The sequence below is a fragment of the Rhizobium phaseoli genome (assembly GCF_003985125.1).
Lineage (GTDB): Bacteria > Pseudomonadota > Alphaproteobacteria > Rhizobiales > Rhizobiaceae > Rhizobium > Rhizobium phaseoli.
On the sequence record NZ_ML133566.1, the window covers coordinates 122073 to 144693 of the forward strand.

The following is a 22621-nucleotide window of genomic DNA, read 5'->3' on the forward strand; positions in this document are numbered from 1 at the left end:
GAGGAGAGGCATGCACAGTTTCAGGCTCGCCCGCCAAGCCGATCTCGCCGCTATCATCCGGCTTTTGGCCGATGACGATCTCGGCAGCGCCAGGGAGATTGTCGCGGATCCGATCGATCCGCGTTACCTCTCGGCCTTCGCCGCCATCGAAGCCGATGCCAACCAGATGCTGGCCGTGGCAAGCGACGCGTCGGATCGGATCGCCGGCTGTCTGCAGCTGAGCTTCATTCCCGGCCTTTCGAGAACCGGCATGTGGCGCGGACAGATCGAAAGCGTGCGCATCGCCCGAGATTTGCGCGGCTCCGGCCTCGGCTCCGCGTTCATCGAATGGGCGATCGTCCAATGCGCCGAGCGCGGCTGCGGTCTCGTGCAGCTGACATCGGACAAGACGCGGACGGATTCGATCCGCTTTTACGAGAAGCTCGGTTTCGTCGCGAGCCACGTTGGCCTGAAGCGCAGTCTCTGAACGGCTACTTCAGTCTGTCCTTCATCGTGGCCTCGGGAAAGCAGGTCGGCTTCATGCCGTTCTTCGTCTGCCACTGGCCGATCGACCGCCGGGTCTTGTAGCCCGGCAGGCCGTCGGAACCGCCGACATCGTAGCCCTGCCGTTCCAGCGCCTTCTGCATGGCGGCGACATCCGAGCGCAGCATCTTGCCGACATCGCCCCATCGGCCCTCAAAGGCGCCGCCATTATAGGCGATCCGGTCGGCGAGATTGCCGATATAGAGCGCGTAGAGATCGGAATTATTATATTCCTTGATGGTGTAGAAATTCGGCGTGACGATGAATTCCGGCCCGTCGCGGCCGGCCGGAACCAGCATCATGCTTTGCGCTTTCATCTCGCCAGAGGGAAAACCCTTGCCGGAGATGCGGTCGATGCCGAGCGAGGCCCAGTGCGACAGCGGTTTTGCCAGATCCGGTCCCTCCTGGGCGCAGGAGACCGCCTCCGGGATCGACACCTCGAAGCCCCAGTCGCGATCCCGCTGCCAACCCTTCTTGACCAGGAAATTGGCGATCGAGGCGAGCGTGTCGGGCACCGAGGTCCAGATGTTGCGGTGGCCGTCGCCATCGAAATCCACCGCATATTTCAGATAGCTGGTCGGCATGAACTGCGGCTGGCCGAGCGCACCGGCCGAAGACCCTTTGAAATCGGCGGGTGCGACGTCGCCGCCGTCGATAATATGCAGCGCCGCCATCAGCTCGGTGCGAAACATCTCCTTGCGCGTCGACATGAAGGCCTTGGTCGCCAAGACCTCGACTGCCGAATTCGGGATCTTCGCCGCGCCGAAACCGGTTTCCCGGCCCCAGATGGCGAGCACGATCGAACCCGGCACGCCGTAGGTCTTCTCGATGCGCTTCAGCGTCGCGCTGTATTGCGCGGCAAAGCCGCGCCCGGTTGCGGCAAGCCGCGTCAGTCGGTCCTCGTTGAAATAGGGACCGGGCGAGGAAAATTCCGCCTGCGTCTGCTTCTGCTCCTTCGGCGGCGGGAAGCCGGGTGGCGCAAGGTCGGCAAGGGACCAGTTCAGCGTGACGCCGGAGAAGGCAGCTTTGAAGCTCTTCTCGGAAATGCCGTTCGCCTTCGCCTCCGGCCAGAGATCCTTCTGCACCCAGCTTTCGAACTGCGCCTCGACATCGGCCTTCGAAGGGGTTGCGTGGGCGGCAAGGGGGAGGAGGGCGGCCATGACGGCAAGTGCGATTGTCCATAGCCGCCGCGGAGCACCCCCCTCTGTCCTGCCGGACATCTCCCCCACAAGGGGGGAGATCGGCTGGGGGCCGCCTGTTGCCCCTATCAAACGCGGCAGCAGACCGACGCCGCGTGGCTCGCGATCAAGATTTTGTGGGGCCGGTGCATCTTGCCGATCTCCCCCCTTGAGGGGGAGATGTCCGGCAGGGCAGAGGGAGGTGCGTTGCGGCATATGTCGGCCCCTCATATCACCGTCCGTGCCCGCAGCGCCGCTGCCAGCGTACCCTCGTCGAGATAATCGAGTTCGCCGCCGACGGGCACGCCATGCGCCAGCCGCGTGATCTTCACGTCGAGCCCCTGCAACTGGTCGGTGATATAATGCGCGGTCGTCTGTCCTTCGACGGTGGCATTGACGGCGATGATCAGCTCCCGGATGCCGCCTTCACCAATCCGGTCGATCAGCCCGCGAATATTGAGATCGTCGGGCCCGATCCCGTCGAGCGGCGACAACGTGCCGCCGAGAACGTGATAGGCGGCGTTCATCGCACCGGCCCGTTCCAGCGCCCAGAGGTCCGAGACATCCTCGACGACGATGATGACGGATTGGTCGCGCTGAGCATCGGTGCAAACGGTGCAGGGGTCGACGGTATCGACATTGCCGCAGCGCGAGCAGATTTTCACCTTGTCATAGGCCTCGCCCATCGCATTCGACAGCGGTCCCAGCAGCTGGTCCTTCTTCTTGATCAGATGCAGCGCCGCCCGGCGTGCCGAGCGCGGCCCGAGGCCCGGCACCTTTGCCAGAAGCTGGATGAGTTTTTCGATTTCAGGGCCGGTGACTCGTTTTGCCATGCGCCGTTCTTAACTGATATGCAACGAAAACGGAATCGCGGAAGGATCGGCCGTCCATGAAAATCCTGGCGCTCTGCACCGGCACTCCGGAAAAGCTGACCGGTAAGAGCTATAAGACCGGCATCTTCAAACATGCCGTCAACGGCGCCGTGATGATCGATGCCGAAGGCCTTGTCGGCGATGCCATCTGCAATCGCAAGCACCATGGCGGCGTCGATCAAGCGGTTTATATCGAGGGGTCGCTGACGCTCGACTGGTGGAGCCGGGAGCTCTGCCGGCCATACGAGCCCGGCACTTTCGGCGAAAACATGGTGATCTCGGATCTGGACAACCGCGTTGTTTCTGTCGGCGACCGCTTCCTATCAGGCGACCTTGTCCTCGAAGTTACAGCATGCCGCATCCCCTGCGCCACCTTCGCCGCCAGAATGGCCGACCCGAAATTCGTCAAGCGTTATACCGCCGCCGCCCGCCCCGGCATCTATTGCCGCGTGATCCGCGGCGGCATTGCCGAAGTCGGAACGCCGTTGGAGCACCAACCCTTTCCCGGAGAAAAGGTCACGATGCCGGAGCTGATGGAAACGTTCGGCCGACGCCTTTCGCAGGTTGACCGGGCGCGATATCTCGCTGCCCCTATCCACTACAAGCTGCGGGCGATGTTGGCAGCGCAGCCGTAGGCGCCAATTTCGCCTGTCCACAGCCAGCGCGATTCCGGTGAAAGCGAGTCTAACTGCCTGCGATCAGAACGGCAGCTTGAAGCCGGGCGGGATCGGCAGGCCGGCGGTTAGCGCCTTGGTTTTTTCGGCGGCCAGCGCCTCGGCCTTGTCCTTGGCGTCCTTGTGGGCGGCGACGATCAGGTCCTCGAGGATCTCGACGTCGTCCTCCTTGAACAGCGACGGATCGATCTTCAGGCTCTTCAGCTCGCCCTTGCCGGAGATGACGACAGTGACGAGGCCGCCGCCCGCCTTGCCTTCGGCGGTGAGCTCGGCGATCTCCGCCTGCATCTGCTCCATCTTGGCCTGCATTTCCTTGACTTTGCCCATCATGCCCATGATGTCGCGCATCGTCTCGCTCCTTGTTGAAATCAGAATTCTATGTCGTCGCCCGGCAGGATATCACCGTCTTCGGATTCGGCGGCGGCGGGCGGTGTCGCCTCTTCCGCTTCCTCCTCCGGGGTCGGCGCCCTGACGCGCACGTCGATGATCTTGGCACCGGGAAACTGCGCAAGGATCGCCGCGACATCGGGGTCCTGGCGGGCATCGCTGACGCGCTGTTGCTGCGCCTTGGCTTCCGCCTCCACCATCGTCGGCCCGCCTTCTTCGCGGCTGGTGCTGACGATCCAGTGGATGCCTGTCCATTCCTTGAGTTTGACGGCAAGCTCGTTCAGCAGCGTGCCTGGCGCGCCCTCGGTGAGGTTCACGTCCAGCCGGCCGGGCTCGATGCGGACGGGCCGCACGAAGTTGCGCACCAGCGCCTTCAGCTTGACGTCCCGCTTTTCGGCGGCGAGGTCGACGATATCGCCGATCGTATTGACCGGCACCAGCGGCTTCGGCGCTTCAGCCGGCTTCGTCTCGACGCGGCCGATTGTCTGCGGTTCCAGATTGGGCACGGCGCGCAGCATCGCGGTCGGCCCTGAGGGCTGCGGCCGCGGTGTCGGCTCGGGCGCACGCGCCGCGACGCTGCTCTGATAGGGAACCCGTGTTCCGTTGCCGCCACCGCCGCCGGAAGGCGGGGAGGCGGGGCGCGAGCCGGCATTGTCGCCGGAAAATTCGGCAAGCCGCCGCGCCGCATCCTCGGGCGCCGGCAGATGTGCGGCATGCGCCAGCCGGATCAGCACCATTTCGGCCGCCCCTGCCGTGCGCGACGAGCCTTCGGTTTCCGGAATGCCCTTCAGCAGCATCTGCCAGATGCGCGACAGCGTCGTCACCGCCACACCCTTGGCCAATTCCGCCGCCTTGGTGCGCTCGATCTCGCTGAGCGAGGGATCGTTTGCCGCATCCGGCACATATTTCAGCCGCGTCACCAGATGGGTGAAATCGGCAAGATCGGTCAGCACCACAACAGGATTGGCGCCGGCCTCGTATTGGCTCTGGAATTCGGCGAGGGCGCCGGCGACATCGCCTTTGACGATATGCTGGAAGAGATCGACGATGCGGGCGCGGTCGGCAAGGCCGAGCATCCCCCGCACGGCTTCCGCCTGCACGGCGCCGGCGCCATGGGCGATCGCCTGATCGAGCAGTGACAGGCCGTCGCGGGCCGAGCCTTCGGCGGCGCGTGCGATCATCGCCAGCGCGTCCGCTTCCGCCTCGATGCCTTCCTTGGCCGCGATCGTCGTAAACAGCCCGACGAGATCCGACGCGCTGATGCGGCGCAGGTCGAAGCGCTGGCAGCGCGACAGCACGGTGATCGGCACCTTGCGGATTTCGGTGGTGGCGAAGATGAATTTCACATGTTCCGGCGGCTCTTCCAGGGTCTTCAACAACCCGTTGAAGGCCTGCGTCGACAGCATGTGCACTTCGTCGATGATATAGACCTTGTAGCGCGCCGAAACCGGTCGGTAGCGCACCTGCTCGATGATCTCTCTTATATCGTCGATGCCGGTATGGGAGGCGGCGTCCATCTCGATCACGTCGACATGCCGGCCTTCCATAATCGCCTGGCAATGCTCGCCGGGGGCGCGAAGGTCGATCGTCGGCTTGTCGACATCAGCTGTCTTGTAATTCAGCGCCCGCGCCAGGATGCGCGCCGTCGTCGTCTTGCCGACGCCACGCACGCCGGTCAGCATATAGGCTTGGGCGATGCGGCCGGTCTCGAAGGCGTTGGTCAGGGTGCGGACCATCGGCTCCTGGCCGACCATCAGGTCCGTGAAATCCTTGGGGCGGTATTTGCGAGCCAGTACCCGGTATCCGGTGCCCGTCGAGGCGGCATCTTTTGATTGTCGCTCGGTGTCGCTCATCGCCCTGCTTGTCGCCCGGATTGCCGGGCACTTCGTAAAGAGAAGGTGGGAGGCTGGCACGATGACCCGTGCCGGGCTCGTTAGGGCTGCTTCCTTCCGGACCTGACCCGGTTGGCGAGTGGCTCGTCCACCACCAACCTCCCGGATGCACATATCGGCAATATCGTCATCAAAAGCAAGCCAACATCATAAAAAACTGCTAGAGCCTTTCCTGGTTAGATTGAAGCATTCTGCCGGAGCAGGTTTTCGTCAGGGCAGAGGCGATTGGCGACGGGCATACCCCCAGGTACGTCCGAGCCGATCGCCTCTGATCCTGGCGGAAAGATGCCCGGCCCTTCGGGTTGGCTGAGCCGGCTGATCGACCGGCCGGCTTGGCCGTAGAGCTTTGCTACGACGCGCGCCGGCCGGTCGACCATCCGACTCCGTTTGAGCCAACAGAATGGTTCAATCTAACCAGGAAAGGCTCTAGTCGTTGGAAAAGACAGGAGGAATGTCCCTTGAACGGCTTTACGCTCGACCCCCGGCTGGAGAAAGACAGCATCAGCGTCATGGTCACCGGCCTCTGTGATCTGAGATTGTCGAGGGATGCCAGGTGGCCCTGGCTCATTCTCGTGCCGCGCCGGACGGGAATTACCGAAATTTTCGAGCTGACGCCGCTCGACCAGGTGCTGCTCACTTTCGAGACGGAGATGGTCGCCAAGGCCTTGAAGGAGATCACCGGCGCGACAAAAATCAATGTCGGGGCTCTTGGCAACATCGTCCGCCAGCTTCATGTTCATGTCATTGCCCGCTTCGAAGGCGATGCCAACTGGCCGGGTCCCGTCTGGGGCTTCGGGCAGGCAGAGTCCTACGAGGACGAAAAGAGAGACGAATTGACAGCGAAGCTGCGGGAAGCCCTTTCATCATGAGCCATTCGCTTTTTGATTCGGATGTGCCGCATCCGGAACCCAGCAATCTCACGGCCTTTGCCGGCAACGACCTCAATCGCGATTCCGAACATCGCGATGAACATTCCGTCGAAAAGGCGCTGGCGAGGGAAGGCACGCATATTTTCGCCTTCGCCAACGACAAGCTGGTGCTGAAGCATGATGGCCAGGTGCTCGATCCGCTTTTTGCCCGCTACGAACTACAGGAGCTTCGGCCGAACTGGGACGAGACGGTGCTTCTCGGCTACCGCAAGTCGGGCGAACCGCGCCTTGCCGTGCCGGTCGGCATCGACGTCGATGACCTTGCCAGCCAGTACAAGCCTGCCGACGGCCGCACGCTGTTTCGCGAAATGCTGATCGATGAGGTGTTGCTCGGCGAATTCGCCCAGGCGGCAAGCCTCATTCGCTGGAACGGCGATAACCGCTTCTGCGGCCGCTGCGGCGCGGCTATGGAAATCCATATCGGCGGTTACAAGCGTGTCTGCGCCGCCTGCGAGCACATGATCTTTCCCCGCACCGACCCGGTCGTCATCATGCTGACGATCGACGAGAGCCGCGACCTCTGCCTGCTCGGCCGCAGTCCGCATTTTGCGCCGGGCATGTATTCCTGTCTTGCCGGCTTCGTCGAGCCGGGTGAGACGATCGAGAACGCCGTGCGCCGAGAAACGCTGGAAGAGTCGGGCGTCCGTACCGGCCGCATCCGCTACCACGCCTCGCAGCCCTGGCCGATGCCGCATTCGCTGATGATCGGCTGTTACGCCGAGGCGAAATCCACCGACATCAACCGCGACGAGACGGAGCTCGAGGATTGCCGCTGGTTCACCCGCGAGGAGACGCTCGAAATGCTGGAGCGCCCCGGCGCCAACGGCAAGGCATCGCCGCCGAAGGGCGCGATCGCCCACCGCCTGATGCGCGACTGGGTGGAGTGGAAGCGCTAGCGCCATGCCGGTCGCCCGCTCGGAACGGCTGCTGACGCTGCTCCAGACGCTTCGGCGTTATCGGCGGCCGGTGACCGGCACCGTGCTTGCTCGAGAGACTGGTGTCAGCCTGCGCACGCTCTATCGCGACATCGCCAGTCTGCAAGCCCAGGGCGCGATGATCGAAGGCGAAGCCGGCATCGGCTATGTGCTGAAGCCCGGCTTCATGCTGCCGCCGATGATGTTTTCGGAAGAGGAACTCGAGGCACTGGTGCTCGGCTCGCGCTGGGTGGCCCGCGCCGCCGAGCCGCGCCTGGCCGGCGCCGGCGCCGATGCGCTCGCCAAGATAGCCGCCGTGCTGCCCGCCGATATGCGCGAGATGATCGATTCGGCCGCCCTTTTCGTCGGCCCGAAACGCCGGGACGAAGACAAGGCCGATGTCTCGGCCATCCGCAAGGCGATCCGCCTGGAGCGGGTCCTCGAACTGCATTATGGCGACGAGCAGGGCCGCATCTCGCGTCGCCGCGTCTGGCCCTTCGCGCTCGGTTATTTCGAGCATGTGCGCGTGCTGATGGCCTGGTGCGAATTGCGTCAGGATTTCCGCCATTTCCGCACCGACCGCATCATCGACATGGCCTTGCATGAGGTGCGTTATCCGCGCCGCCGCACGGTGCTTCTCAAGGAGTGGCGCGAGACGCAGGACGTGCCGATCGAGAGCTGATCGCTGCTGCCAGAAACTGTCAGCAGTTGGCGTTATGATCGGTCTCAATCCAATAGGGAAGGAGTACTGATCATGGTAACGCCTCCAGCCATTCAGCAGGCCGGCGACCGCTTCGCCACCAATAGCTTTGCCGACATTATTTCGGCCGAAACCTTCGCCGATGCCCGGCACTCGGCCCGCTTCGGTCTGCTGCAGTTCGCCATCGGCCTCTTCCGCGCCGGCGGCGGAAGCCGCCCCAAACTCGACGTCGAAGCGACACCCGATCACCTGAAGCGCGACCTCGGTTTCATCGACGGGCGCAACCCGCGCCACGAAGACCGCTTCCCGCGTTAATCCGTTTCATCATCGACATTCCGCCCGACAAGGCCGGGCGTTGCTTCGGCAACGCCCGCTGTATCCTGCTGACAGAAATCGGCAGCAGGCGTTCATTCAGCCGTTACATCAAAGGGAGAACCGCAATGACCAGCCCCAATCTGATTATCCTTTACGTCAAGGATCCTGGCGAGAGCGCCGGCTTCTATCGCAGCCTGCTGAACCGCGAACCGGCTGTGGAGGCGCCGAATTTCGTCGCCTTTCCGCTCGACGGCGGCTTCACCCTCGGCCTCTGGCGGCGCAGCAAGGTCGAGCCGCAACCCTCCGCCATCGGCAACCGCGGCGAAGTGGCCTTCATGGTGGCGGGCGAAAACGCCGTTGCCAAGCAATACGAGGACTGGCGCCAGCGCGGACTGCCGATCGCCCAGGAATTGACCGAGCTCGATTTCGGCACGACCTTCGTCGTGCTTGATCCGGATGGCCACCGGTTGCGGGTTTGTGAGCCGGATAAATAATCGCCCTGCGAGCTCTGTCTCCTGCATGTCGCCGGAAGCCGCGCCTTCCGGCGACATGCATAAAACAAGACCTAAAGCAGGCCTCGCATCGCATGCCCCTTGTAAACGCCGAGGATGCGCACCTTCTCGGAGAAGAACCGCAGTTCTTCCAATGCCCGGCGAACGTTCGGATCGTTCGGATGGCCTTCGATATCGGCGTAGAACTGTGTCGCCACGAATTTTCCGCCGAGCTGGTAGCTTTCCAGCTTCGTCATGTTGATGTTGTTGGTGGCAAAACCGCCGAGCGCCTTGTAGAGCGCCGCCGGAATGTTGCGGACGTTGAAAACGAAGGTGGTGACGACCTTTTCTTCCGCCGAATTGCGCTGCGCCCATTCCTCGTCACGCGAGAGCACGACGAAGCGGGTGACGTTGTTTTCCGTATCCTCGACATTTTCGGCGACGATCTCGAGCCCGTAGAGATCGGCGGCAAGGCGCGGCGCCAACGCGGCCATCGAGCGGTCGCCGGTTTCCTTGACGAGCTTTGCCGCGCCTGCCGTATCACCGGCGATGACAGGCTTCCAGCCATGGGCGCGAACGATCTTGCGGCACTGGCCGAGCGCGTGGATATGGCTGTGCACCGTGCGGATCTCGTCCTTGGTGACCCCGGGCAGCACCATCAGCTGAAAGCGGATCGGCATGAAATATTCGCCGATGATGTGCAGCCGCGATTCCGGCAGCAGGTGATGGATATCGGCAACGCGCCCGGCGATCGTGTTTTCGATCGGGATCATGGCGATATCGGCGTCGCCGTTGTCGACGGCGGTGAACGCATCCTCGAACGTCTGGCAGGGCAGCGGCTCCATGGTCGGAAACATGTCGCGGCTAGCCATGTCGGAATTGGCGCCGAACTCGCCCTGGAAGGCGATCCTGTTGGTCTTGATGTTCATGATGGTTCCGTCAGTTCGACTTGGAGCATGATGCCGAAAAGTGTGAGCGGTTTTCGGACGACATCATGCTCTAACTCTTTAATTGAGAACAGGATTCAGATTTTAGGCCAACCGAGCCTAAAATCATCCTGTTCTGGCGGAGAGGATGCGCCGCGCTTTCTCAAGGTCGGCGGGAGTATCGACACCGAGTGGAACCGTGTCAACGATCTCCACGTCGATGCGCATGCCGGCCTCCAGCGCCCGCAGCTGCTCGAGCGATTCGCGCCTTTCGAGCGTCGATGGGCCGAGCGAGACGAATCGCTCCAGCGCCGCACGCCGATAGGCATAAAGGCCGATATGGTGATAGAGCGGCCCCTTGCCGTGGGGTGCTGTCGCGCGGGTGAAGTAGAGGGCGTGCAGGCGGGTGTCGGAGACCGGCGAACCGACGATCTTGACGATATGCGGCGCGCTCTTGTCGTCCTCATCATCAATTTCGGTCGTCAGCGTGCCGATATCGACCGCCTCGTTCTCGAGCGGGCGCAGCGCCGCGCGCACGGTTTGCGGATCGATCGTCGGCAGGTCGCCCTGAACGTTGACGATGAATTTCGCCTTGCCGTCGGGATCGACTTTCGTCAGCGCTTCGAAGATCCGGTCGGAACCCGATTGGTGATCGCTGCTGGTCATGACGACATCGAAGCCGGCGGCGGAAACGGCATCGAACACCTGTTGGTCGTCGACGGCGACGACCACGCGGCCGATGGCTGCCTCTTTGGCGCGCATCGCCACCTGCACGATCATCGGCAGTCCGCAAATATCGGCGAGCGGCTTGCCCGGAAGCCGGGTGGAGGCCATGCGCGCCGGGATCAAGACGAGCACCTCGTCCAAATTTGAATCACTCATTGTTCGGGCCTTCTATTCCGGGCTGAAAAGTGTCAAAAAGTCTCACGCATAAGACCATTTAGACAGTTGCAACGATCAGTCAAAAGACATAGGTTCCGCGCGATTTCAAGATGGTCCGGTTCTGGTCTGCCGGCTGCAAGGGGAGCATTGCAGATGAATTCATACGTCAATACGGCCGTGGGGGCGCTGCTCGGAACGATTTTCGTTCTGATGTCGGTCTCCATCGCGTCCGAGGGGATCTTCCATTCCGAAGCGCCGGAAAAGGAAGGTTTCGCGATCGTTGCCGAAGAGGCGCCCGCCGCCGGCGGTGAAGCCGCGCCTGCCGCTGCTGCCGTTCCGATCGCGCAATTGCTCGCCTCTGCAGATGCCAAGGCCGGTGAAGCGGTCTTCAAGAAGTGTCAGGCCTGTCATGACGGCACCAAAGGGGGACCGAACAAGGTCGGTCCTAACCTCTTTGGTGTCGTAGATCGCCCGATCGCCTCGCATGAAGGCTTTGCCTATTCCTCTGCGATGAAGGATTTTTCCAAGGGCAGTTCTGAAAAATGGACCTTCGAGGCCCTCAACAAGTTCCTGACGGCGCCGAAGAAGGACGTTCCCGGCACCGCAATGGGCTTTGCAGGTCTGGCGAAGGATCAGGACCGCGCCAACGTCATCCTCTATCTGCACACGCTCGCCGATTCGCCGGTGCCGCTGCCGGATCCGAAAACCGCAACGCAGTAAGGCGACGCCATCGCATGACAATCGAAGCCCGGCCGCAAGCCGGGCTTTTGTTGTTCACGGCGCAAGATCAGGCGCCGAGAAAATAAGCCCAGAGCGAAACGGTGATGGCGCCGAGCGCCGTCGTCACCGAGATTGTCGAGGCGGCGAGGCTGTGGCCCACGCCGAAACGATTGGCGATCAGCCAGGCATTGACGCCTGTCGGCACCGAGGAGGTTAGCACGATCGCCGCCGTCCATTCGGGGCTGAGACCGAGGAGACGGCTCGCTGTCCAGACGCAGCCGGGCAGCAGCAGCAGCTTGAGGCTGGAGGTCACGCTGGCAATGCCGAGATTGCCGGAGACGCCGTATCTCTCCAGCGCCATGCCGAGCGAGATCAGCGCCGCCGGGCCGGCTATGCCGGCGATCTGGCCGACGACCGATGCAACCGCAGCCGGCATGGTGAGGCCGGAAAGATGCACGGCCATGCCGGCCGCAAGGCCGATCACCAGCGGATTGCGGATGAGGTTGATGGCGATCTGGCGCAGCACGAAGACCATGCTGCGGTCGCTTTTGCCGGCGATCTTTCGTTCCGCGTGCTCCATCAACACCGTGCCGGCGACCATCATCACCGGCAAATGCACGGCAAGCAGGATCGACAACGCCACCAGCCCTTCGTCGCCGACGGTCCGCTGGACGAGCGGCAATCCGATGAAGACATTGTTGGCGAAGGCCGAGGAAACGCCGGCCAGCACCCCGATCCGTTCGTCGCGGTGAAAGAGGCGCGTGGCGGCGATATGGCCGGCCGTCCAGGTGATGGCGACGCCGGAGAAATAGACGATCCAGAGCCGGAAGGGCGAGGCGCCATGGAAATCCGCCTCGGCGATGGTGCGGAAGAGCAGCAGCGGCACGGCGATCTTGAAGACGAATTCGCTGAGCGCGTCGCCGACATTTGATGCCATCAGGCCGCTGCGAACGATTACCCAGCCGATGAGGATCAGGATGAAGATGGGAAGGACGTCGAGAATGATGGCTGACATGAGGGAGGATGCTCTGCGGGGGAGGGAGGTCCGAGGTCTAGCAGCAAAAGGCTGGCGTTGAAAACGCAATCGGCATCCCGCCGCAGATGGAGTGCATGCGCACGCAAAAAAAGCGGGCATGGCCCGCTTTTCCGCTCCGGCCTTGCCGGATCTCCGGATCGCGAGGCTGCCAGTTCATCCGTGGTCAGCACCGCGCCGGTAAGATCGAAGGGATCATCCCCCGTCGCCCGGCTGCAACTGAAAGCTGCTCATGCCGGTCTTCCTGCGAGCATTTGTAGGTTTCCAAAATGACAGGGACATGACGAATAAGCGGCACTTTTGCGAAGAATAGGGACGCCTTCACCATTTATCCTTCCAAACGGCGGAAATTTCGCTAAGACCGAACCCTGATATCACAAATCCGGGACCTCCCATTTCATGACTAGATTCGATGTTCTGACAGTCGGCAACGCGATCGTGGATATCATTGCTCGCTGCGACGACCAGTTCCTCATTGATAACAAGATCACCAAGGCGGCGATGAACCTCATCGATGCCGAACGCGCCGAACTTCTGTATTCGCGCATGGGACCTGCCCTTGAAGCCTCCGGCGGCAGCGCCGGCAATACGGCGGCCGGCGTTGCGAACCTCGGCGGCAAGGCTGCCTATTTCGGCAATGTCGCCTCAGATCAGCTCGGCGACATTTTCACCCACGACATTCGCGCCCAGGGCGTCCACTACCAGACCCGTCCCAAGGGCACCTTCCCGCCGACGGCGCGGTCGATGATCTTCGTCACCGAGGACGGCGAGCGGTCGATGAATACCTATCTCGGCGCGTGCGTCGAACTCGGTCCTGAGGACGTCGAGGCCGATGTCGTTGCCGACGCCAAGGTCACCTATTTCGAAGGTTATCTCTGGGATCCTCCGCGCGCCAAGGAGGCCATTCGCGACTGCGCCCGCATCGCCCATGAAAACGGCCGCGAAATGTCGATGACGCTCTCCGACAGTTTCTGCGTCGACCGTTATCGCGGCGAATTCCTCGATCTGATGCGCTCGGGCACGGTCGACATCGTCTTCGCCAATCGCCAGGAAGCGCTGGCGCTTTACCAGACCGAAGACTTCGAGGAGGCGCTGAACAAGATTGCCGCGGACTGTAAGATCGCTGCCGTGACGATGAGTGAGAATGGCGCCGTCATCCTGAAGGGCCAGGAGCGTTATTACGTCGACGCGATCCGGATCAGGGAAGTTGTGGACACGACGGGCGCCGGAGACCTCTTCGCCTCCGGCTTCCTCTACGGCTATACGCAGGGACGGTCGCTGGAAGATTGCGGCAAGCTCGGCTGCCTCGCTGCCGGCATCGTTATCCAGCAGATCGGCCCGCGCCCGATGACCTCGCTCTCTGAGGCCGCCAAGCACGCAGGGCTTATTTGAAGGCTTCGCCGGGATAGGCGCCCCAGATTTCCGATTGCGCCACCCAGCCGGTGGCGCCGTCGGCTTCGGCGCGGCACCAATCGCCATTGCATTCGCCGATCGTCAGCATCACGCCGGGTTCCAGCTTGGCGATGATGGAGGCGGAGGGCTGCGCCTCGCGACGCAGATTGACGAAGACGCCCTTGCCCTTCGTCTTCATCCAGGGTGCGGCGATCGCCGCACGCTGGCCGGAGAGCAGCGACTGGTTGACCCAGCCTTCGGTGCCGTCGGCATCACGGATGCGGCGCCAGTTGTCGTATTCCTGGATGATCTCGACCGGCAGGCCGGATTTCAGATACATCCATGAAACTGCGTAATCCGTTCCAGGGCCGATGCGAAGATTGACGCGCTTGGATTTCAGCGTGACGAAGCGCGGTAATGGCAGGCCGCTCGGTCCCTTGGCGGCCTGCGCATGGGCAAATTCGATGGGGCCGAGCGATGTGGCCAGAGCGATCGCGACGGCGAGGCAGGACTTCAGGACTTTGCTGCGCATGGAAGCTTCCGTTTGCTCGAATCGGCGGCAGATCGGGCTGCTCGCTGTCCGGGCACTGACATTCCCCGGCTGCACCACGAGTTTTGTTTGTCTTCGCGTGCGGGTCTGGTAGAAAATGCCCGGAATGAGAAAGTTATCACCTTTCTTGGTTAAAGACCTCTGAACAAGGCACCACAGCCAGCCATGACAGCGAAGAAAAAACCGAAGGTCTACATCACCCGCAAGCTGCCGGATGCCGTCGAAACCCGCATGCGCGAGCTCTTCGACGCCGAGCTGAACATCGACGACGCGCCGCGCTCCGTGCCCGAGCTCATGGCGGCTGTCCGCACCGCCGACGTGCTCGTGCCGACGGTCACCGATCGCATCGACGCGGCGCTGATCGAAGCGGCCGGTCCGCAGATGAAGCTGATTGCCAGCTTCTCCAACGGCACCGACCATATCGACGTCGAGGCGGCGGCGCGCAAGGGCATCACCGTCACCAACACGCCGAACGTCCTGACCGAGGACACCGCCGACATGACGATGGCGCTGATTCTGGCGGTACCGAGACGGCTCGGCGAAGGGGCGCGTGTGTTGACCGACAAGCCGGGCGAATGGGCCGGCTGGTCTCCCACCTGGATGCTCGGCCGGCGCATTCACGGCAAGCGCATCGGCATCGTCGGCATGGGTCGCATTGGCACGGCGGTGGCCCGCCGCGCCAAGGCCTTCGGCCTTTCGATCCACTACCACAACCGCAAGCGCGTCAATCCGGCCGTCGAGGACGAGTTGGAGGCAACCTATTGGGAAAGCCTCGACCAGATGCTCGCCCGCGTCGACATCGTCTCGGTCAATTGTCCGTCGACGCCGGCAACCTTTCATCTGATCTCGGCACGCCGCCTGGCGCTGCTGCAGCCGACCGCCTACCTCGTCAACACCGCCCGCGGTGACGTGGTCGACGAAAGCGCGCTGATCAAATGCCTGAGGGAGGGCAAGATCGCCGGTGCCGGCCTCGACGTTTTCGAAAACGAACCGGCCGTCAACCCGAAGCTCGTCAAGCTCGCCAATGAGGGCAAGGTCGTGCTGCTGCCGCATATGAGCTCGGCGACGATCGAAGGCCGCATCGATATGGGCGACAAGGTAATCATCAATATCCGCACCTTCATCGACGGTCACAGGCCGCCGAACCGGGTGCTGCCTGGACGTTGATCCGGTTCAGACGGTCGGGGTCCGAGGCGCAAGCAACTTCCGCATCTCGATGAAGGTGGTTCTGGCAAAGCCCGGATGCGCCTTCTCGGCGGTTCTCGAAAATCCCCAGGCGGCAAAGACGGCATGATTTTCGGTGAGTTCGATGCGCGTCTCCAGCCGCAAAGCGGCAAGGCCAAGCGCTGCCGCGGTCTCCTCGGCGATTGCCAATAGCCGCTTGCCGAGCCCCTTGCCTTGAGCCTCGGGCAGAATGGCCAGCTTGCCGACATAGAGACAGTCCGCTTCCGACCGCAGGAACAGGCAGCCGATCAGCCTTTCGTTTTCGATGACGACATGACCGATCTCGGCCTCGGCCTTTTCGGCCAGCGACCTCGTCGTCAGCTTGAGTGCGGAGGATGGGGGGTCGATCCTGCCGTTCATCGAAGCGAAGGCGGCGAGGATGAGTGCCAGCAGTTCGTCCCAGCGCGTGAAGCTCCGATCCAGGCGGACGATCGTCATACGGCCTGCCCCTGCCTCTCCCGGCGGCGTTTATACCGTATCGTGTCGAACCGGGCCGAGAGCGCGTCATAGAGCAGCAGCCGTCCGATCAGCGGTTCGCCAGCGCCGGTGATCAGCTTGATCGCCTCCATCGCCATCATCGTGCCGATGACGCCGGTCAGCGCGCCGATGATGCCGGCTTCGGCGCAGGAGGGGACCAGACCCGCCGGCGGCGCTTCAGGAAACAGGTCGCGATATCTGGGATTTGCTGTTCCGTCCTCGCTGGTCTCATAGGGCTTGAGGACCGTCAGCGAACCGTCGAAACGCCCGACCGCGCCGGTAACAAGCGCAATCCGCGCCGCTTCAGCGGCGTCGGCGGCGGCATAACGCGTGTCGAAATTGTCGGAACCGTCGATCAGCAGGTCGAAGCCGGAGAGTTGCCGCTGGGCGGTCTCCGCGCAAAACCGTTCTTCGAAGCGGATGAGCCGCACATGCGGATTGAGCCTGGCAATGGCGAGCGCAGCACTTTCGGTTTTCAATTCGCCGATCGTGCCGGAATCATGGATCACCTGGCGCTGCAGGTTGGAGAGCGACACCCGGTCATCATCGACGATGCCGAGCGTGCCGACACCGGCTGCCGCCAGATATTGGAGGATCGGCGCTCCGAGGCCGCCGGCGCCGATCACCAGCACGCGCGCGGCCTTCAGTTTCTGCTGGCCGGCGCCGCCGATCTCGGGGAGCAGGATGTGACGGTGATATCGGGCAATTTCGTCGGGGCTGAGCGGTTCCATGGCGGCGATGCTATCATGATGCCCGACGCCGGGAAAAGCCGCCTTCCTCATCCGAACACCTTTCCGTCGGCAACGGTGAAGAACTGCGCCCGGTCTGCGAGCGCTGAAAACATTGTCTGATCCGTGCCCGTCATGAAAGCCTGGCCGCCGAGCCCGTCGATGAGATCGAACAGCGCGGCGCGGCGGCCCTCGTCGAGATGGGCGGCGATCTCGTCGAGCAGCAGGATCGGTGCATGGCCGGTCAGATTGCCGACGAGCCGCGCATGTGCAAGCACGAGGCCGACGAGCAGCGCCTTCTGCTCACCGGTTGAGCAACGCTCGGCCTCCATCGCCTTCTCGCGGTGATGGACGATGAGATCGGCCCGGTGCGGCCCGTCCAGCGTGCGCCCGGCACTGGCGTCGCGGTACCGGCTCTCCGCCAGCATCGCCGCATATTCGTCCTCGAGGTCGACCGAGGGGCGGGAGAACTGGCCGTCCATGAAGCCCGAAAGCTGCAACGATGCCGAAGGGAAGGGCGAGCTCTCCGGCCTTTCCTCAATCAGCCGGGCGAGCAGGCCGAGCATTTCCTGCCGGGCGAGCGCCATGGCGATGCCGAGGCTTGCCATCTGCTCCTCGATGCCGGCAAGCCAGGAAGGATCGAAGCGGCCCTCATCCAGCAGCTTGTTGCGGCTGCGCATGGCCCGCTCGAAATCGCTGGCGCGGCGGCCATGGGCGGGATCGAGCGACAGCACCAGCCGGTCAAGAAAACGTCGGCGGTCGGAGGAGGCGCCGGTAAAGAGCCCGTCCATTGCCGGCGTCAGCCAAAGAAGGCGCAGATGATCGGTGAGTTCGTCGGCGGTCTTTGCCGGCGTCCCGTTGATACGCAGCTTGCGCGTAGTGGTCTCCTCGCCCGCTTCGATGCCGGTGCCGATCTCGACTTCGCCCTCCATGCCGTCAAGCGCGGCAAAGATCGAGAAGCCGCCGGCCGCGCCGACGCGGGTAATATCGCCATAGGCGGCGCGGCGCAGGCCCCGGCCCGGCGACAGCAGCGAAACCGCCTCCATGAGATTGGTCTTGCCGGCGCCGTTGTTTCCCGTCAGCACGGCGTGCCGGCTGTCGAGGGCAAGGCTCACTGCCGCATAGTTGCGGAAGTCTGTCAGCTTCAGACGGGAAAGAGAAACCTTGTGCGGCATCGCGTGTCCGGGTTGGTGAAGCCTGACAGCTATGCCGAAGCGGCGTCGATGGCAAGGCTTGCGGTTCCGCCGCCCCAGATCGCGCGTAAAATAACCGGGCGGCATTTCCGCATGTTCCCGCAAGTGAGCGCTGATTCCGGAACTGTTCGGTACGCTTTTCTGGCAAATCCCAAAAAAATACAACCGCATCGAAGCGATCCGTCATCGTCTCCTCAGCCGCGGACAGCCATCGTCATTGCTTTCAAACTGCCTGGCAGCCAGGGGATCCGCTGCATTTTTCGGGATCGCTGACGTAAGGTAAAGCCCAGAAAAAGTCGGTTGAATTTTGCAACTGAAAGGTTGAGTTATGCGAGGGAAACGTTATGGTAAACGAAACGTTTGCGTATGAGAGAATGTAAGTGCCAGATCCGGTTGATATTATCGTTGGTCACAACATAAGACAGCTTCGCGCCCTTCGCCGGGTTTCTCAGCTCGAGCTTGGTGAAGCACTTGGATTGACCTTCCAGCAGATTCAGAAATACGAAAAGGGGACGAACCGCGTTTCTGCCAGCAAACTGCATCAGATCGCGGTTTTTCTCGATGTCGAAATCTCGGTTCTTTTCGAGGGAGCCGACATGCCGCAATTCGGCAGCCGTATCGAGCTCAGCCCGGACGCCTATGCGCTTGCCCTGAGTTACGACAAGCTGAATTCACCGGCAGGCAAGGAAGCGGTCAAGACCATCCTCACGCTTATAAGCAGTGGGCAGGCGGCCGAAAACGCCGCTTGATCCGAACCGGGAAATCAGCTTCCCCGCAGACAATGTGATCTGCTAGCGCCGGGTTTCGGGCAAGCCCATGAACAGCGAGAGCAGAAACGCGCCGCGACGTCCGCGTTCGATCAGACGTGTCAGTGAAATTCGCGCTCGTGCAACGCCGTCAGCAGATCGTCCTGCGTCTGGTGGCCGGCATGATAGAGGTCGATCGCGATACTGGCGATCGACAGGCCCTGTTGGCTGCGAAGCTTGATGTTGCGCTCGGCGCACCATGTGTAAATGGCGCCGGCGAGAACGTCGACGTCGTCGTGCTGAGAGGAGAAGGCTGGCGCCATGGCAGTTACTCTTGTTTTGGTTGTTCCCCGAACAGAGCGCAGTGCCCGAAAGGACGGCTGTGATCGCTCCATCATTCCAATCTGCGCCTGATCCTTCGAAAACCGGTTCCGATCTCCGGGGCATGCGCTGGCGACAGAGACTGAATTCATTTGGAAAACTTGCAAGCGCCATTATCCGGCTGCGTTAACGCCAGCCGACTTTCTTCCGGCTGCCGTGTCAATGCGTGCCCGATGCGCCGCGCGGACGTGCCAAAACGGGTCGGCATAACGAAAGAGCCGGGGACGTTTCCGTGCCCCGGCTTTCGAAACGACTATTCCGGTCGCGGCTTAGAGACCTTCCATAGGCTCTAGCCTTCGAAGAATTCCTTCATCCGGGCAAAGAAGCCCGTCGATTCCGGATTGTTCTCCTTGGAGGAAATCTGCTCGAACTCCTGCAGCAGCTCGCGCTGGCGCTTGGTGAGTTTTTGCGGGGTCTCGATCTGGATCTGGATATAGAGGTCGCCCGTCTGCGCCGAACGCAGCACCGGCATGCCCTTGCTCTTCAAGCGGAACTGTTTGCCCGCCTGCGTGCCCTCGGGCACGGTCACCCGCGATTTGGTGCCGTCGAGCGTCGCCACGTCGAAGGTCCCGCCGAGCGCCGCCGTCGTCATCGAGATCGGGACGGCGCAATAGAGATCGGCTCCATCGCGCTGGTAGAATTCATGCGGCTTCACCGACAGGAAGATATAGAGATCGCCCGCCGGGCCGCCGCGCGCCCCGGCTTCGCCCTCGCCCTGCAGGCGGATGCGCGTGCCGTCCTCGATGCCGGCGGGAATGTTGACCGAAAGCGAACGCTCCTCCGTCACCCGGCCTTGACCGTGGCACTTCGGGCAGGGATCGGGAATGATCTGGCCGCGGCCGTGGCAGGTCGGGCAGGTCCGCTCGATCGAGAAGAAGCCCTGCGCCGCGCGCACGCGCCCCGAGCCCTGGCAGGTGCCGCAGTTCTTCGGCTGCGTGCCGGGTTTTGCGCCCGACCCCGAACAGACGTCGCAGGTGATCGACGTCGGCACCCGGATCTGCGCCGTCTTGCCGGAAAAGGCCTCTTCCAGCGTGATTTCCATGTTGTAGCGAAGATCGGCGCCGCGTTCGCGCCCGCCCGACGAGCGCTGGCGCGCCCGGCCGCCGCCCATCATCTCGCCGAAAATATCCTCGAAGATGTCGGAGAAGCCGCCGCCGGCAAAGCCGCCGCCACCGCCGCCCATGCCGCCATGTTCGAAGGCAGCATGGCCGTAACGATCATAGGCCGCCCGCTTCTGCGGGTCCTTGAGCATCTCGTAGGCTTCGTTGATTTCCTTGAACTTCCGTTCGGCGTCCTTGTCATCCGGGTTCTTGTCCGGATGGTATTTCATCGCCAGCTTTCGGAAGGCGCTCTTCAGCTCTTTCTCGTCCGCCGACTTGGCTACACCCAGAGTTTCGTAAAAGTCCGCTTTTGCCATTAAGGATTAGACCCCGGAAATGGATTTCCGGCTGCCATGGTGAGCAGCCGGATCAGGTGTTGAAGCATTACCACGCCGCCGCAGATTACGCGGACTTCTTGCGGTCGTCGTCCTTGATTTCCTCGTAGTCGGCGTCGACGACATTGTCGCCGCCTTCTTCCGCGGAGGCATCGGCAGCAGCGCCGCCCTCGGCCTGCTGTGCTTCATAAATCGCCTGGCCGAGTTTCATGGAAACTTCCATCAGCGTCTGGGTCTTGGCCTTGATGTCTTCGGCGTCGGCTTCGGTCGCCTCGGTCGCGGACTTCAGCGCGGCGATCGCATCCGAGATCGCAGTGCGGTCGGCTTCGGAAACCTTGTCGCCGTAATCCTTCAGCGACTTTTCCGTCGAGTGGATCAGGCTTTCGGCCTGGTTCTTGGCTTCCACGGCCTCACGGCGCTTCTTGTCTTCGGCCGCATGCGACTCGGCATCCTTGACCATCTTCTCGATGTCGGCGTCGGAGAGGCCGCCGGAAGCCTGGATGCGGATCTGCTGTTCCTTGCCGGTGCCCTTGTCCTTGGCCGAAACCTGGACGATGCCGTTGGCGTCGATGTCGAAGGTCACTTCGATCTGCGGCACGCCGCGCGGCGACGGCGGCAGGCCGACGAGGTCGAACTGGCCGAGCAGCTTGTTGTCGGCAGCCATTTCGCGCTCGCCCTGCGAAACGCGGATAGTGACGGCCTGCTGGTTGTCTTCGGCGGTCGAGAAGGTCTGGCTCTTCTTTGTCGGGATCGTGGTGTTGCGCTCGATCAGGCGGGTGAAGACGCCGCCGAGCGTTTCGATGCCGAGCGACAGCGGGGTCACGTCGAGGAGCAGAACGTCCTTGACGTCGCCCTGGAGAACGCCGGCCTGGATGGCGGCGCCGAGAGCGACGACTTCATCCGGGTTGACGCCCTTGTGCGGCTCCTTGCCGAACAGCTGCTTGACGACTTCCTGTACCTTCGGCATGCGGCTCATGCCGCCGACGAGAACAACTTCGTCGATTTCGGCAGCGGTGACGCCGGCATCCTTGAGAGCGGCCTTGCAAGGCGCGATCGTGCGCTGGACGAGGTCGTCGACCAGGCTCTCGAGCTTGGCGCGGGTCAGCTTCAGCGTCAGATGCTTCGGACCGGAGGCGTCGGCCGTGATGAACGGCAGGTTGATTTCGGTCTGCTGCGAAGAGGACAGCTCGATCTTGGCCTTTTCGGCAGCTTCCTTGAGGCGCTGCAGGGCAAGCTTGTCGTTCTTCAGGTCGATGCCGTTGTCCTTCTTGAATTCGGCAACGAGATATTCGACGAGACGCATGTCGAAGTCTTCACCGCCGAGGAAGGTATCGCCGTTGGTGGACTTCACTTCGAAGACGCCGTCGCCGATCTCAAGGATCGAAATATCGAAGGTGCCGCCGCCAAGGTCGTAGACGGCGATCGTCTTGCCGTCCTTCTTGTCGAGGCCGTAGGCGAGAGCGGCAGCGGTCGGCTCGTTGATGATGCGCAGCACTTCGAGGCCGGCGATCTTGCCCGCATCCTTGGTTGCCTGGCGCTGGGCGTCATTGAAATAGGCCGGAACGGTGATGACCGCCTTCTCGACCTTTTCGCCGAGATAGGATTCGGCCGTTTCCTTCATCTTCTGAAGGATCATCGCGGAAATCTGTGCGGGCGAGTAGCCCTTGCCATTGGCTTCGACCCAGGCGTCGCCATTGTCGCCCTTGACGATGCTGAAGGGAACGAGATGCTTGTCCTTCTCGACGGTCGGATCTTCGTAGCGGCGGCCGATCAGGCGCTTGACCGCAAAAAGCGTGTTCGTCGGGTTGGTGACCGCCTGGCGCTTGGCCGGCTGGCCGACGAGGCGCTCGCCATCCTCGGAAAATGCCACCATGGAAGGGGTCGTGCGCGCACCTTCCGCATTCTCGATGACCTTCGCGTCCTTGCCGTCCATGACTGCGACGCAGGAATTCGTCGTTCCAAGGTCGATACCAATTACTTTTGCCATGTCATTCTCTCCTTGAAGCAAGCTGTCGGAACCCCCAGAAGGCATTTCCCTGACAGCCCCTTACGGGATGGGT

The 22621-nt window shown here is 62.5% G+C and carries 25 protein-coding genes and 1 other RNA gene; 11 read left to right on the plus strand and 15 right to left on the minus strand.

Annotated features, from left to right (window positions below; translation table 11 throughout):
- Positions 1 to 10 precede the first annotated feature (10 nt).
- The gene (locus tag EFD56_RS03680) at positions 11 to 466 is read left to right on the plus strand and encodes a GNAT family N-acetyltransferase (RefSeq protein ID WP_010003590.1); all 456 of its coding nucleotides are present in this window, start codon (positions 11 to 13) and stop codon (positions 464 to 466) included.
- Between the two features lie 4 nt (positions 467 to 470).
- Here EFD56_RS03680 and EFD56_RS03685 read toward each other — a convergent pair whose 3' ends face one another.
- Both EFD56_RS03685 and recR read right to left on the minus strand, forming a co-directional pair.
- Entirely contained in the window at positions 471 to 1742 is a 1272-nt protein-coding gene (locus tag EFD56_RS03685; protein ID WP_126904690.1) for a lytic murein transglycosylase, read from the minus strand.
- A gap of 185 nt (positions 1743 to 1927) precedes the next feature.
- The gene (recR, locus tag EFD56_RS03695; RefSeq protein WP_004676724.1) at positions 1928 to 2533 is read right to left on the minus strand and encodes a recombination mediator RecR; all 606 of its coding nucleotides are present in this window, start codon (positions 2531 to 2533) and stop codon (positions 1928 to 1930) included.
- A gap of 56 nt (positions 2534 to 2589) precedes the next feature.
- Here recR and EFD56_RS03700 point away from each other — a divergent pair, with 56 nt between their 5' ends.
- The gene (locus EFD56_RS03700) at positions 2590 to 3207 is read left to right on the plus strand and encodes an MOSC domain-containing protein (RefSeq protein ID WP_004676721.1); all 618 of its coding nucleotides are present in this window, start codon (positions 2590 to 2592) and stop codon (positions 3205 to 3207) included.
- Positions 3208 to 3270: 63 nt separating this feature from the next.
- On the opposite strand, the gene EFD56_RS03705 is transcribed toward EFD56_RS03700, so the two are convergent.
- The 3 genes from EFD56_RS03705 to ffs all read right to left on the minus strand — a co-directional run bounded on the left by EFD56_RS03705 (position 3271) and on the right by ffs (position 5628).
- Complete coding sequence (locus tag EFD56_RS03705) at positions 3271 to 3594, minus strand: YbaB/EbfC family nucleoid-associated protein (protein WP_004676719.1); 324 nt, start codon at positions 3592 to 3594, stop codon at positions 3271 to 3273.
- A gap of 20 nt (positions 3595 to 3614) precedes the next feature.
- Complete coding sequence (locus tag EFD56_RS03710) at positions 3615 to 5486, minus strand: DNA polymerase III subunit gamma/tau (protein WP_126904691.1); 1872 nt, start codon at positions 5484 to 5486, stop codon at positions 3615 to 3617.
- Between the two features lie 45 nt (positions 5487 to 5531).
- Positions 5532 to 5628: signal recognition particle sRNA small type (gene ffs, locus EFD56_RS03715), an RNA gene on the minus strand.
- Positions 5629 to 5983: 355 nt separating this feature from the next.
- Here ffs and EFD56_RS03730 point away from each other — a divergent pair.
- From EFD56_RS03730 to EFD56_RS03750, 5 genes are all read left to right on the plus strand, one after another.
- Positions 5984 to 6394, plus strand: a complete 411-nt coding sequence (locus EFD56_RS03730) for an HIT domain-containing protein (RefSeq protein ID WP_029531686.1) — start codon at positions 5984 to 5986, stop codon at positions 6392 to 6394.
- Positions 6391 to 7350, plus strand: a complete 960-nt coding sequence (nudC, locus tag EFD56_RS03735) for an NAD(+) diphosphatase (RefSeq protein WP_016735146.1) — start codon at positions 6391 to 6393, stop codon at positions 7348 to 7350. The genes EFD56_RS03730 and nudC overlap by 4 nt, the downstream gene beginning before the upstream one ends.
- A gap of 4 nt (positions 7351 to 7354) precedes the next feature.
- On the plus strand, positions 7355 to 8050 hold the full coding sequence (locus EFD56_RS03740) for a helix-turn-helix transcriptional regulator (protein WP_012482222.1): 696 nt from the start codon (positions 7355 to 7357) through the stop codon (positions 8048 to 8050).
- A 72-nt stretch (positions 8051 to 8122) separates the two neighbouring features.
- On the plus strand, positions 8123 to 8383 hold the full coding sequence (locus EFD56_RS03745; RefSeq protein ID WP_012482223.1) for a hypothetical protein: 261 nt from the start codon (positions 8123 to 8125) through the stop codon (positions 8381 to 8383).
- Positions 8384 to 8508: 125 nt separating this feature from the next.
- Positions 8509 to 8877 (plus strand): VOC family protein, encoded by a 369-nt coding sequence (locus EFD56_RS03750; protein ID WP_064833381.1) that lies wholly within the window; start codon positions 8509 to 8511, stop codon positions 8875 to 8877.
- A gap of 71 nt (positions 8878 to 8948) precedes the next feature.
- Here EFD56_RS03750 and EFD56_RS03755 read toward each other — a convergent pair whose 3' ends face one another.
- On the minus strand, positions 8949 to 9803 hold the full coding sequence (locus EFD56_RS03755) for a prephenate dehydratase (RefSeq protein WP_004672645.1): 855 nt from the start codon (positions 9801 to 9803) through the stop codon (positions 8949 to 8951).
- A gap of 123 nt (positions 9804 to 9926) precedes the next feature.
- Positions 9927 to 10682, minus strand: a complete 756-nt coding sequence (locus EFD56_RS03760) for a 3-deoxy-manno-octulosonate cytidylyltransferase (RefSeq protein ID WP_126904693.1) — start codon at positions 10680 to 10682, stop codon at positions 9927 to 9929.
- Between the two features lie 153 nt (positions 10683 to 10835).
- Between EFD56_RS03760 and EFD56_RS03765 the strand changes: the two genes are divergently transcribed.
- Positions 10836 to 11402 (plus strand): c-type cytochrome, encoded by a 567-nt coding sequence (locus EFD56_RS03765; protein WP_004672641.1) that lies wholly within the window; start codon positions 10836 to 10838, stop codon positions 11400 to 11402.
- Between the two features lie 67 nt (positions 11403 to 11469).
- On the opposite strand, the gene EFD56_RS03770 is transcribed toward EFD56_RS03765, so the two are convergent.
- The gene (locus EFD56_RS03770; RefSeq protein WP_004672640.1) at positions 11470 to 12417 is read right to left on the minus strand and encodes an AEC family transporter; all 948 of its coding nucleotides are present in this window, start codon (positions 12415 to 12417) and stop codon (positions 11470 to 11472) included.
- Between the two features lie 417 nt (positions 12418 to 12834).
- Here EFD56_RS03770 and EFD56_RS03775 point away from each other — a divergent pair, with 417 nt between their 5' ends.
- A complete protein-coding gene (locus EFD56_RS03775) occupies positions 12835 to 13827 on the plus strand; it encodes an adenosine kinase (RefSeq protein ID WP_004672639.1) in 993 nt (330 codons plus the stop codon).
- Here the strand turns inward: EFD56_RS03775 and EFD56_RS03780 are convergent.
- Positions 13820 to 14359: an SH3 domain-containing protein gene (locus tag EFD56_RS03780; RefSeq protein WP_012482226.1), complete on the minus strand. Its 540-nt coding sequence runs from the start codon at positions 14357 to 14359 to the stop codon at positions 13820 to 13822. The genes EFD56_RS03775 and EFD56_RS03780 overlap by 8 nt on opposite strands.
- 183 nt (positions 14360 to 14542) lie before the next feature.
- On the opposite strand from EFD56_RS03780, the gene EFD56_RS03785 reads away from it, so the two are divergent.
- A complete protein-coding gene (locus EFD56_RS03785) occupies positions 14543 to 15544 on the plus strand; it encodes a 2-hydroxyacid dehydrogenase (RefSeq protein ID WP_004672637.1) in 1002 nt (333 codons plus the stop codon).
- Between the two features lie 6 nt (positions 15545 to 15550).
- Here the strand turns inward: EFD56_RS03785 and EFD56_RS03790 are convergent, their stop codons facing one another.
- The 3 genes from EFD56_RS03790 to recF are packed head-to-tail and all read right to left on the minus strand — an operon-like array spanning position 15551 to position 17981.
- On the minus strand, positions 15551 to 16039 hold the full coding sequence (locus tag EFD56_RS03790) for a GNAT family N-acetyltransferase (RefSeq protein ID WP_126904694.1): 489 nt from the start codon (positions 16037 to 16039) through the stop codon (positions 15551 to 15553).
- Entirely contained in the window at positions 16036 to 16860 is an 825-nt protein-coding gene (locus EFD56_RS03795) for a molybdopterin-synthase adenylyltransferase MoeB (RefSeq protein ID WP_126904695.1), read from the minus strand. The genes EFD56_RS03790 and EFD56_RS03795 overlap by 4 nt, the downstream gene beginning before the upstream one ends.
- Entirely contained in the window at positions 16857 to 17981 is a 1125-nt protein-coding gene (gene recF, locus EFD56_RS03800) for a DNA replication/repair protein RecF (protein WP_126904696.1), read from the minus strand. The genes EFD56_RS03795 and recF overlap by 4 nt, the downstream gene beginning before the upstream one ends.
- 398 nt (positions 17982 to 18379) lie before the next feature.
- Between recF and EFD56_RS03805 the strand changes: the two genes are divergently transcribed.
- Positions 18380 to 18748, plus strand: a complete 369-nt coding sequence (locus EFD56_RS03805) for a helix-turn-helix domain-containing protein (protein WP_010010244.1) — start codon at positions 18380 to 18382, stop codon at positions 18746 to 18748.
- Between the two features lie 119 nt (positions 18749 to 18867).
- On the opposite strand, the gene EFD56_RS03810 is transcribed toward EFD56_RS03805, so the two are convergent.
- The 3 genes from EFD56_RS03810 to dnaK form a co-directional block, all read right to left on the minus strand.
- A complete protein-coding gene (locus EFD56_RS03810) occupies positions 18868 to 19068 on the minus strand; it encodes a hypothetical protein (protein ID WP_004672628.1) in 201 nt (66 codons plus the stop codon).
- 347 nt (positions 19069 to 19415) lie between these two features.
- Positions 19416 to 20543, minus strand: a complete 1128-nt coding sequence (gene dnaJ / locus EFD56_RS03815) for a molecular chaperone DnaJ (RefSeq protein WP_004672627.1) — start codon at positions 20541 to 20543, stop codon at positions 19416 to 19418.
- A gap of 85 nt (positions 20544 to 20628) precedes the next feature.
- A complete protein-coding gene (gene dnaK / locus EFD56_RS03820; protein ID WP_126904697.1) occupies positions 20629 to 22548 on the minus strand; it encodes a molecular chaperone DnaK in 1920 nt (639 codons plus the stop codon).
- Between the last annotated feature and the right edge of the window lie 73 nt (positions 22549 to 22621).